The 15,208-nt window shown below is 55.0% G+C and carries 12 protein-coding genes; 3 read left to right on the top strand and 9 right to left on the bottom strand.

The window, feature by feature from the left end; all coding sequences use genetic code 11:
- The first annotated feature begins 196 nt into the window (after positions 1 to 196).
- The 3 genes from QZQ29_RS05890 to cutA all read left to right on the top strand — a co-directional run bounded on the left by QZQ29_RS05890 (position 197) and on the right by cutA (position 3,806).
- The gene (locus QZQ29_RS05890; protein ID WP_296961035.1) at positions 197 to 1,471 is read left to right on the top strand and encodes a hypothetical protein; all 1,275 of its coding nucleotides are present in this window, start codon (positions 197 to 199) and stop codon (positions 1,469 to 1,471) included.
- A 651-nt stretch (positions 1,472 to 2,122) separates the two neighbouring features.
- Positions 2,123 to 3,058 carry a metallophosphoesterase gene (locus tag QZQ29_RS05885; protein ID WP_296961033.1) on the top strand — a complete coding sequence of 312 codons (936 nt, stop codon included), beginning with the start codon at positions 2,123 to 2,125 and terminating at the stop codon, positions 3,056 to 3,058.
- A 421-nt stretch (positions 3,059 to 3,479) separates the two neighbouring features.
- Positions 3,480 to 3,806 (top strand): divalent cation tolerance protein CutA, encoded by a 327-nt coding sequence (cutA, locus tag QZQ29_RS05880; RefSeq protein ID WP_296961030.1) that lies wholly within the window; start codon positions 3,480 to 3,482, stop codon positions 3,804 to 3,806.
- Between the two features lie 1,004 nt (positions 3,807 to 4,810).
- Here cutA and QZQ29_RS05875 read toward each other — a convergent pair.
- From QZQ29_RS05875 to QZQ29_RS05835, 9 genes are all read right to left on the bottom strand, one after another.
- Positions 4,811 to 5,161 carry a hypothetical protein gene (locus QZQ29_RS05875; protein WP_296961028.1) on the bottom strand — a complete coding sequence of 117 codons (351 nt, stop codon included), beginning with the start codon at positions 5,159 to 5,161 and terminating at the stop codon, positions 4,811 to 4,813.
- Positions 5,162 to 5,871: 710 nt separating this feature from the next.
- The gene (locus QZQ29_RS05870) at positions 5,872 to 6,927 is read right to left on the bottom strand and encodes an LD-carboxypeptidase (RefSeq protein WP_296961025.1); all 1,056 of its coding nucleotides are present in this window, start codon (positions 6,925 to 6,927) and stop codon (positions 5,872 to 5,874) included.
- Between the two features lie 98 nt (positions 6,928 to 7,025).
- Complete coding sequence (locus QZQ29_RS05865; protein ID WP_296961023.1) at positions 7,026 to 7,256, bottom strand: type II toxin-antitoxin system YafQ family toxin; 231 nt, start codon at positions 7,254 to 7,256, stop codon at positions 7,026 to 7,028.
- 214 nt (positions 7,257 to 7,470) lie between these two features.
- The gene (locus tag QZQ29_RS05860; RefSeq protein WP_296961021.1) at positions 7,471 to 7,743 is read right to left on the bottom strand and encodes a type II toxin-antitoxin system RelB/DinJ family antitoxin; all 273 of its coding nucleotides are present in this window, start codon (positions 7,741 to 7,743) and stop codon (positions 7,471 to 7,473) included.
- A 162-nt stretch (positions 7,744 to 7,905) separates the two neighbouring features.
- On the bottom strand, positions 7,906 to 8,559 hold the full coding sequence (locus QZQ29_RS05855) for an HAD family phosphatase (RefSeq protein WP_296961018.1): 654 nt from the start codon (positions 8,557 to 8,559) through the stop codon (positions 7,906 to 7,908).
- 884 nt (positions 8,560 to 9,443) lie between these two features.
- Entirely contained in the window at positions 9,444 to 10,634 is a 1,191-nt protein-coding gene (locus tag QZQ29_RS05850; RefSeq protein ID WP_296961015.1) for a type II secretion system F family protein, read from the bottom strand.
- A 423-nt stretch (positions 10,635 to 11,057) separates the two neighbouring features.
- Entirely contained in the window at positions 11,058 to 12,059 is a 1,002-nt protein-coding gene (locus QZQ29_RS05845) for an ATPase, T2SS/T4P/T4SS family (RefSeq protein ID WP_296961012.1), read from the bottom strand.
- A gap of 5 nt (positions 12,060 to 12,064) precedes the next feature.
- A complete protein-coding gene (locus QZQ29_RS05840; RefSeq protein WP_296961009.1) occupies positions 12,065 to 13,240 on the bottom strand; it encodes a GspE/PulE family protein in 1,176 nt (391 codons plus the stop codon).
- A gap of 580 nt (positions 13,241 to 13,820) precedes the next feature.
- On the bottom strand, positions 13,821 to 14,996 hold the full coding sequence (locus QZQ29_RS05835; RefSeq protein WP_296961006.1) for a glycosyltransferase: 1,176 nt from the start codon (positions 14,994 to 14,996) through the stop codon (positions 13,821 to 13,823).
- Between the last annotated feature and the right edge of the window lie 212 nt (positions 14,997 to 15,208).

Raw genomic sequence — 15,208 nt, 5'->3', positions numbered from 1 at the left:
GTACCGGCTGCTTGCTAGGCTTTGCCGGGCCCGGGCTTTCACCGGACTATACTATACACGCCGAACTGGCGCACACCTTCTGAACCCTTTGAACCCTCACGCCGCAGGCGTGTCCATGACCCTTTTGAACCCTTTGGGCGCTGGTGTATAATAAAGAAAAATTCCCTTTTCGTTTTCCTGAGAGAAGGTGTCCTTCATGCATGATGAACAGATGGCCGAGGAGAAGAAAAAGATAATCCGCCTCCTGCTTTCCCACATGAACTGCCGGTTTTACCCCCTGGCCTGTGAAAGTTTTGTCTTTCCCGGTATGACCGTGGACCGGGCGGTGGCTGCCATGCTGCAGAAGGAGGGGCTCCCCTCTGCGGGGGACAGGAAGGTAAGGAACAGCATCATCAGGAAGTATGTTCATTTCCGGCTGGAGCTGGCTTCGCTCATGGTGAAATGGGACAGCCGGCGTTCTGATTTCCTGGCAGAAACGGTGAAGGACAGTCTGGATTTCGATATTACCCGGTCCTTCAGCAATGAATTTGACAATGTGCGCCGGGCGCTCCTTCCCTTTAAGCCGCCCTTTGTCATGGAGGGGGGCGCGGTGATTCCGCTGGTGACTTATCTTTCCAGGGAAACCGGGGCGTCCCTGGCGCCGCTGACGGAGTATCTTTCCCGGGAAACGAAGGGATACATGGACAAGGTGAAGGAGGAGAGCGCTTCTTTCATGGATGCCCTTTCCTTCTGCCACCCCGATTTCCATGATACGTCTGCGGTGAAACTGCCTTTCCTCCTGCTCCAGTGCATCTGCGAGAATCTGGGCATGGAAGAGGGGGGGCTGGTGACGGAAAGCGCACAGATCCTCATGCCTCTGGCGGAGGTGACGCCTTACATGGCAAAGAAGAACCTGACCCCCGAGGGCACCCGTTTCTTTTATCATTACATCGTGTTCCGGTCCATGGTGCTTTCTTTCTTCGGGTCCTACATGTACCAGGACAGGAAGCTTCGGGACTCCATTTACAAGGGCATCATGAAAAGCCGGCCGGTGAAGAGGCTCATCCGCACCGCCAAGGCCATCCATTTCATGGAGGCCGATGATTTCATCCTGAACCAGCGGCTCTATCTTAAAATCAATATGTTCATGCGGCAGTGGGCTGTTTTTGACCCGAAAAAGAAGGAACACTACTACCGCTACTATCCCAATTTCACCACCTTCATCGCTGACCGTATGGACGACGACCGTTTTGCCGACCGCATCAACGGCCTTCTGGACGAATTCTGTCGGGCCGACCATTTCACCCTTTCCGAACGGGACCGGAACTTCCTCCTCCAGGAAACGGCGGCTTACATCAATACAGTGAGCCACGCCATGTACTTCGCCTACGGCATAGGCTTCAGAAGACCCGAAGATTTCATCGATTCCCGGTGGAATGAACAGACAAAGAATCCCCTGCTGAAGGGGTTTAAGAAAATATTCGGATTGTAAGAGACACTCACGGCGGGGGCGGTATTCCCGAAAGCAAGAGGGTTCAGGCGCCTGCGGCGCCCGGGTTCTATCGTCCGTGCGCTTCGCGCCGAACGATGGGTTCCGCCCGCAGGGCGGGCTGGTTCAGAGGGAGTTATGAATGCTGCCTGCGGCAGCGGGCCCCTTTTGGTGCTGGGCGGGGGAGATAATTTGCATATCGGGCAGTAACAGAGGAAAAACCATACTACCGCGCCTATGGCGCGAAGGAAATGCACCCCTTTTGGTACCTTCGGTACCACCTTTCCCCCGGAGGGGGAACTCTTAGCGGTGCTATGCATCGAGGTGCTTATGAGGCCTAAAGCTGAGCGGAGAGCGAACTTCCCCCTCCGGGGGAAGTGGTGCGCAGCACCCAAAGGGGTGCATTTCCATCGGGCGAAGCCCGGTTGTATGGTTTTCGCTGCCTCTGGCAGCGCTGCCGCCTCTGGCGGCATACAAAACTCATCGCCCGCCAGGGCGATACCACCACCCTTTGAACCTTCTGAACCTTGTGAACCCTCTGAACCCTCACGCCGCAGGCGTGTCCAATGGTGATACCACCACCCTTTGAACCTTGTGAACCCTCTGAACCCTTTGAACCCGCGGCTTCGCCGCTTTTATAGAAAGGACCTATCCATGTTCCGTTCCATTCTCTGTTTCTTCCTTGTTTTTTCCTGCCTGGCCTTTGCGGGCTGCGGGCAGCAGTCTTCTCCCTCGGAGAAGGAGTATGAAAGAATCGTTGTGATTTCCGACCTCCATTACCCGTCTAAAACCGTGGATGCTGCGAAAAGGCAGGCCATCATTGACAATAAGGTGAAGGCCCGGGATGAAATCAACGGCTGGTCCGATGTGGACCTCAAGGTGTTCACCGGTGACATGGTGGAAATGTACGGCTCCATGAAGCAGATGGAAGAGGCAAAACAGTTTATCGACGGCTTTACCGGGGATAAAGCGTACCTGGCCGGAAATCATGAGCTCTTCTACAAAGAAGAACTGAAAAACGGCAAACCCGTGATGGCGGACCCGGACCTTCGGAAGGCCCATGAGGAAAATTATGAAAAGGTCTTCGGGCCCCTCCACAGCACAAAGAAGCTGGGGCAGTACCTCCTCATTTTCCTCTCCCCCGAAGATACGGAAGGTAAATTTCCTGTGGCCATGTCTAAAGAAGAAATGGAATGGCTGAGGAAGACACTGAAAGAAAACAGCCAGACCCCCACCCTCATTTTCTACCATGCGCCGCTGTCGGACACCATGATTCCCTACAACGACAAAATAGGAAATCCCCGGAACTTCGCCCAGCCCGCCGGGGACATAGATCTCATCCTCCTCACCAGTCCCCAGGTGAAACTGTGGGTGTCCGGCCATACCCATACGCCGCCCACCCAGCCCACCTTTGCCAATGAAGTGAACTACTACCACGGAAAAATTCTTGATGTATACAATCCCACCTGGGACGGAAAACAGGTGTGGTCCAACTCCATCTACCTCTATAAGGATAAAATCGTGATTAAAACCTTCGACCACAAAAAAGGAGAGTGGATGGAAAATCTCACGAGAACGGTAACACTGTAAGGGGGCTGGAGTCATGGGTGGAGGAAAGCCGTATTCCCAAAAGGAAGAGGGTTCAAGCGCCTGCGGCGCTAAGTTTCTATCGTTCGTGCGCTGACGCGCCGAACGACGGGTTCTGCCCGCAGAGCGGGCCGGTTCAGAGGGAGTTTTATATGCCGCCGACAGGCGGCTATACTCATCGCCGCGAAGCGGCGATACCACAACCCTCAGCCACGAAGTGGCTGTCAAACCTAAGAACCCTCCGGCCCATAGGGCCGGTCAATCTTAAGAACCTTTCTCCTCACAACCCTTCTACACAACCTGCGGCGCCAGCCGCGCCCCTTCGCGCCCTTTGGGCGCCCCCTCTGAACCTTTTGAACCCTCTGAACCCTCACGCCGAAGGCGTGTCAGCCCGGGCCGCCAGGCGGCCCCAAAGGAGGTCATCATGTACAAAATCCAAGTCTATCTCCCTCCCGAAGCCCTGCGTAAAATCAGGAAGGCCATCGAAAAGGCGGGCGGCGGGAAAATCGGAAATTACGAAGGCTGCATGTCCTGGTGGAAAGTACGCTCCTCCTGGATCACCATGGACGGCGCCCACCCCTATAACGGCAAGGCCGGCGAAAGGACGGAGGCCGAAGAGTACATCCTCCAGTGCCGGGTGGATGAAGCCCAGGTGGACGAAGTGATTTCCGCCATTAAAAAAGCCCACCCCTACGAAGAACCGGTGGTGGACGTGGTGAAACTGGATGAAAAGAGTTTTCTGTCGCGGTGATACACCATGGTGCCATGTCGAGTGGGAAACCATTTGCAAGTAGTTTCCTGTCGGTAAGAAACGCAGTGGTGCCATGTCGAGTGGGAAACCATTCGCAAGCAGTTTCCTGTCGGTGAGAAACACCATGGTTCCACGCCGAGTGGGAAACCATTCGCGAACAGTTTCCTGTCGGTAAGAAACACCATGGTGCCATGCCGGATAGGAAACCATTCGCGAGGAGTTTCCTGTCGCGGTGATACACCATGGAACCATGTCGAGTGGGAAACCATTCGCAAGCAGTTTCCTGTCGTTATGAAACACAAAGGCGTCATATCGAGTGGGAAACCATTCGCAAACCGTTTCCTGTCGGCATGAAACACAAAGGTGCCATGTCGAGTGGGAAACTATTTGCAAATAGTTTCCTGTCGGCATGAAGCACAATGGAGCCAAGTCGAGTGGAAAACCATTCGCAAGCAGTTTCCTGTCGTTATGAAACACAAAGGCGTCATGTCGGATAGGAAACCATTCGCAAACCGTTTCCTGTCGGAATGAAACACAAAGGCGTCATGTCGAGTGGGAAACCATTCGCAAACGGTTTCCTGTCGGAATGAAACACAAAGGCGTCATGTCGAGTGGGAAACTATTCGCAAGCAGTTTCCTGTCGGAATGAAACACAAAGGTATCATGTCGGATAGGAAACCATTCGCAAACAGTTTCCCGTCGGTAAGAAGCGCAATGGCGCCCCGCCGCTCCTGTCATTTCGAGCGCAGCGAAGCGGAGTCGAGAAATCTCCCGGCGAAAAGTTTCCTGTCGGTGTGAAACACAATGGAGCCAAGTCGGACAGGAAACTATGCGCGAACAGTTTCCTGTCGGAATGAAACACAAAGGCGTCATGTCGAGTGGGAAACCATTCGCAAACCGTTTCCTATCGGTGTGAAACACCATGGTGCCATGTCGAGTGGGAAACTATTCGCAAATAGTTTCCTGTCGGTAAGAAACACCATGGTGCCATGCCGGATAGGCAACTATTGGCGCCTGAGGAAAACCTGGTTGATGCGGTACATGTAGGCGCCGTTTGGAAAAGTGACTTTGGTGGCGTTGACGTAGCTGGCGGTGCTGGTGAAGTGGATGCGGGAGAGTTCTCCTGCCATGTCCAGATACTGCCAGAAGGCGCCGCCTTTTTCTGTTTCAAAGAGAACGAAGAGGTAGGGGGACAGGGAAGACACCTGGGATTTAGCGGAAGCCATGGCTGAGAGCAGGGCGCCCATGTCCACTTCCCGGTTTTCCGGAAGCACAGGATGGGGCGTATATTCCTTGGGCACCGTGGTGATGCTGACATATCGAATGGGCAGGTTCATGGTCTGTTCCTGGTTCATGGTGGTCTCCTTTGGGGAATGAATAGGTGATAGAAATTAGGCGATAGATGGTAGAAGATAGAAATTAGACGATAGAAGATAGATGGCAGACGGTCAGACATCAGACGTCAGACGTCAGACGTCAGACTTCCCACCCGTCATCCTGTTCAAAGGGGAGCTATATATGCTGCCTGCGGCAGCGGGTCTCCTTTGGTGCTGGGCGGGGGAGATAATTTGCATATTGGGCAGTAACAGAGGAAAAACCATACGACCGCGCCTATGGCGCGAAGGAAATGCACCCCTTTTGGTACCTTCGGTACCACCTTTCTCCTAAAGGGAAGCATGTCACTGGATTCTCAGTCGTCTACGACTCCCTACGAATCCAGTTCCTTTGCCACCCCGGAGGGGGAACTCTTAGCGGTGCTATGCATTGAGGTGCTTATGAGGTCTAAAGCTGAGCGGAGAGCAAACTTCCCCCTTTAGGAGAAGTGGTGCGCAGCACCCAAAGGGGTGCATTTCCATCGGGTGAAGCCCGGTTGTACGGTTTTCCATTCCGCGGAGCGGAATTATAAAACTATCGCCCGCAGGGCGATACCACAACCCTCAGACCCGTAGGGGCTGTCAAACCTTAGAACCTTAAGAACCTTAGGGCCCTTTGGGCCCGTCAACCTTCCCCTCTGAACCCTCTGAACCTTATGAACCCTCTGAACCCGGGCCGCGCAGCGGCCCTTTTATTTCAAATAGGATTCATCATAGCTGAAGGAGGCGCTGCCGTCTTCTCCGGCGTGGATGGTGGCTTTGACGCCCAGGGGAAGGAAGAGGTTGTCCGGGCCGTGGCCCACCGGGACGCCTTCAATTACCGGTTTGCCGGAGAGTTTGGCGTAGTGGGCAAGGACGTCGTGGATGGAGAATTCTTCACCCACCGGGGAGGCGCCGTAGAAGTCGCCGTAGGCAATGGCGCTGACCCGGGAGAGGAGGCCGTTCTGGTAGAGCTGTTCCATCATGCGGTCCACCCGGTAGGGGTCTTCGCCGGTGTCCTCCAGAAGCAGGATGGCGCCGTCTCCCTTCAGCTCATAGGGGGTGCCGCAGAGGGAAGAAATGACCGTCAGATTTCCTCCTTCTACCAAACCCGTGGCATCGCCCGGGGAAAGGGCCTTCAGCGATTTTCCGGCGGGCAGCCGGATTTCACCCTTCGGCAGACTGCCGGAGAGACCGTTTTCGAAATTGTAAAGGGTAAAGGCGGTGTAGTTATCGCCTTTGAAGGTGGACATCATGGGGCCATGGATGGTGACAATGCCGCTCCTTTGGCCGATGGCTGCATGAAGGGCGGTGATGTCGGAAAAGCCGATGAGCATTTTCGGGTGGCGGGCAATCATTTGATAGTCCAGCTTATCCAAGAGCCGGGCAGATCCGTAGCCGCCGCGGAGGCAGACGATGGCCTTCACCGAATCGTCCTTGAAGAAATCGTTCAAATCCTTCGCCCGGTCCTCGTCGCTTCCGGCCAGGTAGCCGTAGTCATCGGTGACAGACGGCGCCAGCTTCACCTTATAGCCCAGGGCCTCCAAAAGCTCAATGGACCGGTTGTAATCGGTCATGCCGCCATGGGCCGCCGGCGCCAGCACGCCGATGGTGTCCCCTTCCTTCAACGGCAGCACCTTCTCCCGCTCTACTTTGCCTGATACGGGAGAAGGGGAGTGGAAATGAAAAATGCAGAGCACTGCCAGTACGATAAGGAGAGGCAGGATATAGAGCTCATATTTCTTAAACCATATATATAAACCGTGCATGGAATACCTTCTTATGTCATATTTGCGCCTGAGGCGCAAATGACAAGTATAGCACGGAACGGAGGAAATGGAGCAGTATTTTACTATAAAGGTAACGATTACATATTAAAAAGATCGGCATGGGATCCTGTTGCGACAAGAGTCAGTGTGAGCACATCGTTTTCAATCATATACACAAGCAGCCAGTCCGGCTTCACATGACATTCACGGAAACCCTGAAAGTTTCCACTTAAAGGGTGGTCGTGGAAATGGGAATCCAAAGGAATGCCCTGCCGCAGCATATCTACTACCGCGTCCAAAAGAGATATATCCATACCTCTTTTTTTCATGCGTTTATAGGGAAGCGCTGATTAATTCGCAGAATCGAATTTCATATGTATTTTTATCCAATGCGGCGTCATCAGTCTCCTTAAATAGCTCGCTATTCTCGTTGACTGATTCCTTGCATTGAATAAAAATACAAGAATGAAATCCGATAACGATTTAATCAGTGCTTCCCTAATCCCGTTTATAGGATGAAGTGAACTTTACAATGTACATATCTTAATCATCCAGTGCTTTCTTCAACTCTTCCATGGAGGTATACCCTTTGATCGAAGGGTCATGGGAAATCCGCCTTGCTTCATCCATGGCAGCTAAAGTCTGCCGGTTGTAAGAGGGAAGCTCGACGGAAAACGGAATGCCGCCGCGGAGGACACACTGATGAAGGAATAAATTCACTGCACTGGACATATCCAGACCCAGACTGCTGAATAATGCGGAAGCCTGCTGTTTGATATCGGAATCAATCCGGATTTGTGTTGGGGTGGTAGCCATGAAAATCACTGCCTTTCTAAAAAATCATCATCTGATTCATCCATCTCAATTATAATCAAAATGGTTTATTATGTAAACATATATGTTTACGATGTAAATGAATATATCCATATAAAATGGGATGTAGGCAGAAATAATGTACCCAAACCACTCAGTGCGGGATTAAGATATATTCTTTTTAAAAAATTGGCAGGCTTCGGTGAGGGAGTCAAAGACGGCGAAGCACTTCTGTCTGATTTCCTCTGTGACGGGCATAAGGTCCGGCACCATCACCGGTTTCATGCCTGCCGCTCTGGCTGCCAGGATGCCGTTGGGGCTGTCTTCAAAGACAAAGCAGTCCTTAGGCGGTGTCCCCAGTTTCTCTGCAGCCAGAATGAAAATGTCCGGCGCCGGCTTTCCCCGGCTCACCTCATCACCGCTGGCAATGGCATCAAAAGAGGAAAGGAGGCCGGTGACGGAAAGATTTGCCCGGATCTGGCCGGTGGGACTGCTGCTTCCGATGGCAAGGCCAAAGCCCTTTTCACGGAAAAAAGAAATCATATCCCGGCAGCCCGGTTTCTCCGGCACCCGCTCTGCCAGAAGCCGGGAAACCCGCTCTTTGCAGAGCCGCTGGATGGGAGCGCCGTCCTTGACGTGGTAGTATTTCTCAATGATGCGGTTCATGGCATCTCCGCTGGTGCCGCATATTTCATATTTAAAAGAAGAAGGAAGGGAAAGACCCCTTTCCCGGGCCAGACGGTTCCATTCCTGCTGGAAAATACTTTCCGTGTCGAAAAGGGTGCCGTCCATATCAAAAATAACAGATTGTTTGTACATGAATACCTCTTAATATAGTGTACTAGTGGGCTAGTGGGCTAGTGGGCTAGTGGGCTGGTGGGCTGGTGGGCTAGTGGGCTAGTGTACTAGTGGGCTAGTGGGCTAGTGGGCTAGTGGGCTAGTGGGCTGGTGGGCTGGTGAGCTGGTGAGCTGGTGAGCTGGTGAGCTAGTGGGCTAGTGAGCTAGTGGGCTGGTGGGCTAGTGGGCTGGTGGGCTGGTGAGCTGGTGAGCTGGTGGGGCCGCTATCGGCTGTCGGCTGACCGCTTGCCGCGGGCCCTGTGCCGTTATGCCGGATTCTCGTACGGGGGGGTTCAGAGGATAAAAGGGTTCTTAAGATTGACGGGGCTTTCGCCCCGAAGGTTCTAAGGTTTGACAGCCCTTTCAGGGCTGAGGGTTGTGGTGGCGGCTCCGCCGCAAGTATATACGCTGCCTGTCGGCAGCGGTGGTGGACGCCTTTAAAAATGAAAGGCGCCATGATGATAAAACCGGGGAACCGCCCTGCGGGCGAAGCTCGGTTGTATGGTTTTCCATTCCGAGGAGCGGAATTATAAAACTCATCGCCCCTAAAGGGGAAACGACTCACTATGATTGGTGCGTCGCTTTGCTCCTGCCAATCATGTTCGCTGTGCACCCGAAGGGCGATACCTTCCCCTCTGAACCCTTTGAACCTTCTGAACCCTCTGAACCCTCACGCCGCAGGCGTGTCCAATGGCGATACCACAACCCTTGGCCCAAAGGGCCGTCGCCCTTTTCTACACAACCCGCCGCCGCAGGCGGCCATAACCTCCAGCCCCGCAGGGGCTGGCCACCTTCCCCTTTGAACCTTTTGAACCCTTTGAACCCTTTGAACCCTCTGAACCTTCACAGCGCGGCAGCGCTGTGTCTCATCCCATATGGGCCCCTGCTGCCTGGAAGACGGGGAGCATGACGGAGAAGACCATGAGGGCGGTGACGGCGCCGGTGAAGAGGAGAAGGGAGGGCTCCAGGATGGCCCGGAAGCGGCGGATTTTACGTTCCGTCTCGTGGGTGAGTATTCCCTCTGCCTGCCTGAGGAAGCGGGGGAGTTCGCCGCTTTCCATGCCCACCCGGCAGAGGTGGTGCACCAGGGGGAGGGAGAAGCCGCTTCTCTCCAGGACATCAGGGAAATCCTCTCCCCTTTCCAGATGGTCCGCCACAAAGGAGAGGGCCCTTTGGGCATCCCGATTTCCCAGCACATCCCGGGAGTCCCGGAGGGATTCGGAAAGGGTGCGGCCGCTTTCCAGGAGGGCGGAGAGGGCGGCGCAGAAACGGACCAGAAGGAGGCGCCGGTAGAAACGGGAACGGTACAGCAGGCTGTGGCCCATTTCCCTGCCCTGTTTTGAATAAAAGAAAAGGATGGCCCCTGTGATGGAAAAAAGGAGAGCTCCCGCCAGATAGAGCCCATAGTTCTTCAGCCAGAGCCCCAGGGACAGGGCCAGGGACGCGGCCGGCGGGAAGGGGATGGAAAGGGAGTCAAAGAGGAGGGCGAAGGAGGGGAGGATGAAGGTCAGGATAACGATGAAGAGACAGAGGGCAAAGAAGGTAACGAAGAGGGGATAGGCCAGGGCGCCTTCAATGGATTTGATGAAATGGTCTTCCTTCAGGTAGTACCGGGAGAGACGGTGCAGCTCCTCCGGCAGGGTGCCCGACAGCTCTCCCACCGACAGGAGGGAGAGGAAGAAGGGCGGAAAGCAGCGGGCCCTTTCAAAACTCTCGCCTACGCCGTGGCCGGTGGAAATGGTTTTTCTGATGGAAGAAAGGAGGGCCCTTTCTTTTTTATCCATCTGCTTTTCCAGAAGGGAAATGGAATCGGTCATGGTGAGCCCCGCATCAAGGAGGGATGCCCACTCTTCCGCAAAAAGAGCGAGCTTCTGCCGGGAGCTGAAGGGACGGCTCCATGAAAAAAGGGAGGCGGGCTCCTTCTTTTCCTCCAGATGAATGAGATGGAGCTCCCGTGCAAAAATTTCCGCCGCCGCCTCCCGCTGCGACTCCGCCTGCACACTGTCCTCTATGACAGAGCCGTCGTCGCTGTAGGCTTTAAAGATAAATTCCTTCATGGCTTGCTCCTTGTCCTTTTGCTGCCTGCCATCCGCTATGTAATGCTGATTGTCTCAAATGCTCTGCGTACCGAGATTCTTCGCGCCGCTTAGAGTGACCGGGATTCTTTAGTGGACTAGTGAGCTAGTGAACTAGTGGACTAGTAAGTGTCACTATCTACATGTACCAGGATTCGCCCGGGATCAGAATGACGCGTAGGGCGGGAAGGTAAGCACGTAACGCTGATTATAAAATTTATCGCCCGAAGGGCGATACCGCACCCTTTGCACCCTTTGAACCTTCTGAACCCTTTGAACCCGGGCCACGCAGTGGCCCCACAGCCGCCACCACACCCCTCAGCGGCAAAGCCGCTGTCAAACTTTAGAACCTTAAGAACCTTCGGCCCGCCAGGGCCGTCAACCTTCACTCCGAAGGCGTGTCATCTACAATTCCAGTATCCTCATCATCTTGTCCCGTTCCCGCTCCGACAGGCCCTTCAGCCCGTAGGCGGCCTGTTTCATGGTTCTCATCTGGTGAAGTCCCATTTCCATGTAGGAAGGAATCTGGGCTTCCTTGCCTTCCCGGATGAGGTGGGCGGTGGCGGGGATGTTGGTGAGGATTTCACGGAGGAGGAAGGTGTCTTTTCCGGTGCGGTAGAGGCGCTGGGAGGAGACGGAGCGGAGGGTGGCGGAGAGGAGGCTCCGGATTTCCTCCTGCCTGTCGGCAGGGAAGGCGTGGATGATGCGGCCGATGGAGTCGGCGGCCCGGGTGGTGTGGAGGGTGCCCAGCACCAGGTGGCCGGTCTCGGCGGCGGTGAGGGCAGCGGAAATGGTTTCGCTGTCCCGCATCTCGCCCAGGGCGATGACGTCCGGGTCCTCCCGGAGGGCGTCCCGCACGCCGGAGGCAAAATCCGGCACATCGGCGCCCACTTCCCGCTGGTGCACCAGCGCCTTGTCCGACGGAATCACGTACTCCACCGGGTCCTCCAGGGTCACCATGTGGCAGGGCCGGCGGCTGTTTATGGTGGACAGGATGCGGGCCAGGGTGGTGCTCTTGCCGCTGCCGGAGGGACCGGTGACCAGCACCAGGCCGTGCTCCAGGGCGGCGGTTTTTTCTATCCATTCCCTGTCGGGATCTGGAGACAGGTCCGACAGGGAGGGCAGGATGCGGAGGGCCGCCGCCTTCCGCCCGAAGGAGTGGTATAGGTGGATACGGAGGCGGCAGGATCCTATGGTGCCTCCGCCGTCGCAGGAGCCGCGGCGCTCCCATTCCTCCTCCTTTTCCGCTCCCAGAAAATCGTGGAAGAGGGAAGCAAAGAAATCGTTATCCGCCGTTTCCTTTAATTTCTTCAAACCGCCATAGACGCGGATGGATACCGTTTCTCCTTCGGTCACGTGGATATCCGTCATGGCGGGATAGGCGGTCATTATTTTTTCTATATCCATAGAAATCAATCCTCCCCTGCAGCAATCATGGACGCTTCCTGCGGCGTTATCACACCTTCCGTCATGAGGGTGAGGGCCGCTTCTCCCATGGAGGGCTGGCCCTGGCGTTTCATGCATTCCCGGAACCGGTGGGCGGAAAAGCCGTGGTGGATGATGTCCCGTTCCTTACGCCCTATGGAAATCATTTCAAAAACGCCGGTGCGTCCCCTGAGACCTTCATGGCAGGCTTTACATCCTTTCCTTCGATACACCGCGGCCCCTTTATATGTCTCCGACAGTCCCAGGGCCTGCTGCTCCTCTGCCGTAAGGATCTGGGGCTCGCGGCAGCGGGGACAGAGCCGGCCTGCCAGCCGCTGGGCCATGACCAGGGACAGAGAAGCGGAAAGAAGGTAGGGGGCAATGCCCATATCCATGAGACGAAGCGGCGCGTCGGAGGCATGGTTTGTATGGATGGTGGAAAGCACCAGGTGCCCGGTCAAGGCGGCGTGCACCGCGATTTCCGCCGTCTCCCGGTCACGGATTTCCCCGATCATCACAATATCCGGATCCTGCCGCACAATGGAACGGAGGCCCTTCTCAAAGGTAAGCCCTGCCTTTTCATTCACCTGCACCTGGGTTACCCCCGGCAGGCGGTACTCCACCGGATCCTCCACGGAAATAATGCTTACCCCCTCTTTGTTCAGCATTTTAAGGGCTGCATAAAGGGTGGACGTCTTTCCGCTGCCCGTGGGGCCGGCGGTGAGAATCATGCCGCTTTTTCCGGCAAGGCATTTCCGGAAAACCGCCTCCTGCATGGGGAGCATGCCCAGCTCGTTCTTCTCTATGAAATCCACCTGCCCCGACAGGAGGCGGATGACTATGGTTTCTCCATATAAAGAGGGGAGGATAGAAATACGGAGATCATAGGGCACACCGTCGAATGAAGTGCTGCAGCTCCCGTCCTGGGGCAGCCGGCTCTCGCCCACATTCATGTGGCCGATGACCTTGGACCGCACCGAAAGACCGGGGAGCATGGGCAAGGGAAGGTGGAACCGCTCATAAAGCACGCCGTCTTCACGGAACCGCACCCGCACCATGGACGCCTGGGGCTCCATATGAATATCACTGGCTCCCTCTGACACCGCACATTCCAGAATCCGTTCCAGCACCCTTTCCGCCGAACCTGTCCTGATTTCCTCCATACTATCCTCCCATAGAGAATCGCAAAGAAATGGTTTTATTCTATTATATCAATTTATAAGCAAGGACTGCCACCGGTTTGAGAATTGAGATTGTCTGCTATCTGCTATCCGCTTACCGCTGTCCGCTGTACGCTGGACTGTATTCCCGAAAACAGGGAGACATTCAGACATCAGACTTCCCGCCTCCCATCTGTCATCCTGAGCGCAGCGAAGGATCTCGGTACAAGGCGTTAGTGTCTCTTTCGCTGGTAAATACCGGTCGGCGGGAAGACATCAGACTGTCAGACGGCAGACATCAGACATACATACATTATTCCCGAATGCAAGGGGGTTCAGGCGCCTTCGGCGCCCGGGTTCAAGCCGACATCGGGCTCACGCCCTGGACGGCTCCGGTTCCGCCCACAGAGCGGGCTGGTTCAAAGGGAGTTATATATGCTGCCTGCGGCAGCATCCCATGAGCGAAAGCGAACACAACCCTTCTACACAACCCGCCGCCGCAGGCGGCCATAACCTCCAGCCCCGCAGGGGCTGGCCACCTTCCCCTTTGAACCCTTTGAACCCAGACCGCAGAGCGGTCTCCCTATTCTCCCAAAACCTCCCATATCAGCCGGTCCCATTCATCCCATACCACTTCCGGAGCGAAGGGCTTCATATTTTCCTTGGCCCTTTTGCCGAAGGCAGCCCTTTTATCGCCATCTTCCATGAGCTTTCGGAGGGCCTCTGCCAAGGGGGCGGCGCCGTCTTCTGTGAGGTATCCATCCTCACCGTCATGAATCAGCTCGTTCACCGCCGGGCAGCTCCTGTATCCCACCGCCGGAATGCCTACGCCCATGGCTTCGGTAAGGGCCAGGGGGAATCCTTCATGATGGCTGGGAAAGGCGAAAATATCCGTTTCCTTCCACACAGAAGCCATATCCTTTGTGGTGCCCTTGAGAAGCACCCGGCTTTCCAGCCCGGCCTTCTTAATCATGCCCTTCAGGGTGGCAACATAGGTTTTGTCATAGGTGTCGCCCCAGAGGCAGACCTGCCAGTCCGGGAAATCCTTTGCCAGGAGGGTAAAGGCCTCCACCAGCAGATGCTGCCTTTTGGTGCGGCCGGTGACACGGCCCACATTGGTGATGGTGTGGATTTTGCGGTTGGCCCCGGGCCGGGCGGAGACGGCAGGAATGGACACGGCGTTGGGAATGTAGACGAAATGGTCATGATGGAGATATTTCTCCGCCTTTTGGATGAAAGACGGCATGAGGGCCTGGATACGGGCACTCTTTTCCAGCGCTTTTATTTCCTTCGCCGGCGCGTGGGCAAAAATTTCATCGGGGTCATTATGAAGCATGGAAACCACGGGCACCTTCACATCCAGCCCCTCCAGCAGCAGACGGCCCGTAGGCTCCCGGAAGGAAATAATCACATCCGGTTTCTCCAAAGCCAGCACCCGCTCCAGCTGGGGCGCTGCGGCGGAAAGCATTTTATAATTCCGCTCCCTGGCGCCGGACTTGCTGAAAAGGCGGGTAATTTCCCGAAGACCCTTTCCCAGGGTACCCATATGCACCGGCTTCATGCCGGCCATGTGAAAAAGATTGTAGAAATGGCAGTCCTTGGGAAAGGGATAAAAGGGAGCCCCCTCCTTTTCATCCGCCATGACCACCGACAGGTGATACCCCTTTTCCTCCATGGCAAAAGCCATGCGGGACAGCACATGCTCAATGCCGCCGCTGTAGTTTACAAATTTATGAAGATCCGCCAGTAAAAGATTCATATGCCTCTCCCTGCTGTAGCAACCGTAAGATAAACCTGCCCTTATTATAGCAGATGGAACGCAGACAACAGGGGGATGTGATAAAATAATAAGAACTGATTCTGACGTTTTATGAAAACTTTTACCACGAAATACGAGGGTGTAAAATTCCTTGTGTAAATTAGATTCCTATTAATAAACCTGACATTTTTGACCTTACACGGAAGCCGTTT

Origin of the sequence: uncultured Dialister sp., from assembly GCF_900538805.1 — a bacterium.
GTDB lineage: Bacteria > Bacillota > Negativicutes > Veillonellales > Dialisteraceae > Dialister.
This window is presented reverse-complemented; position numbering and strand designations above follow the sequence as displayed.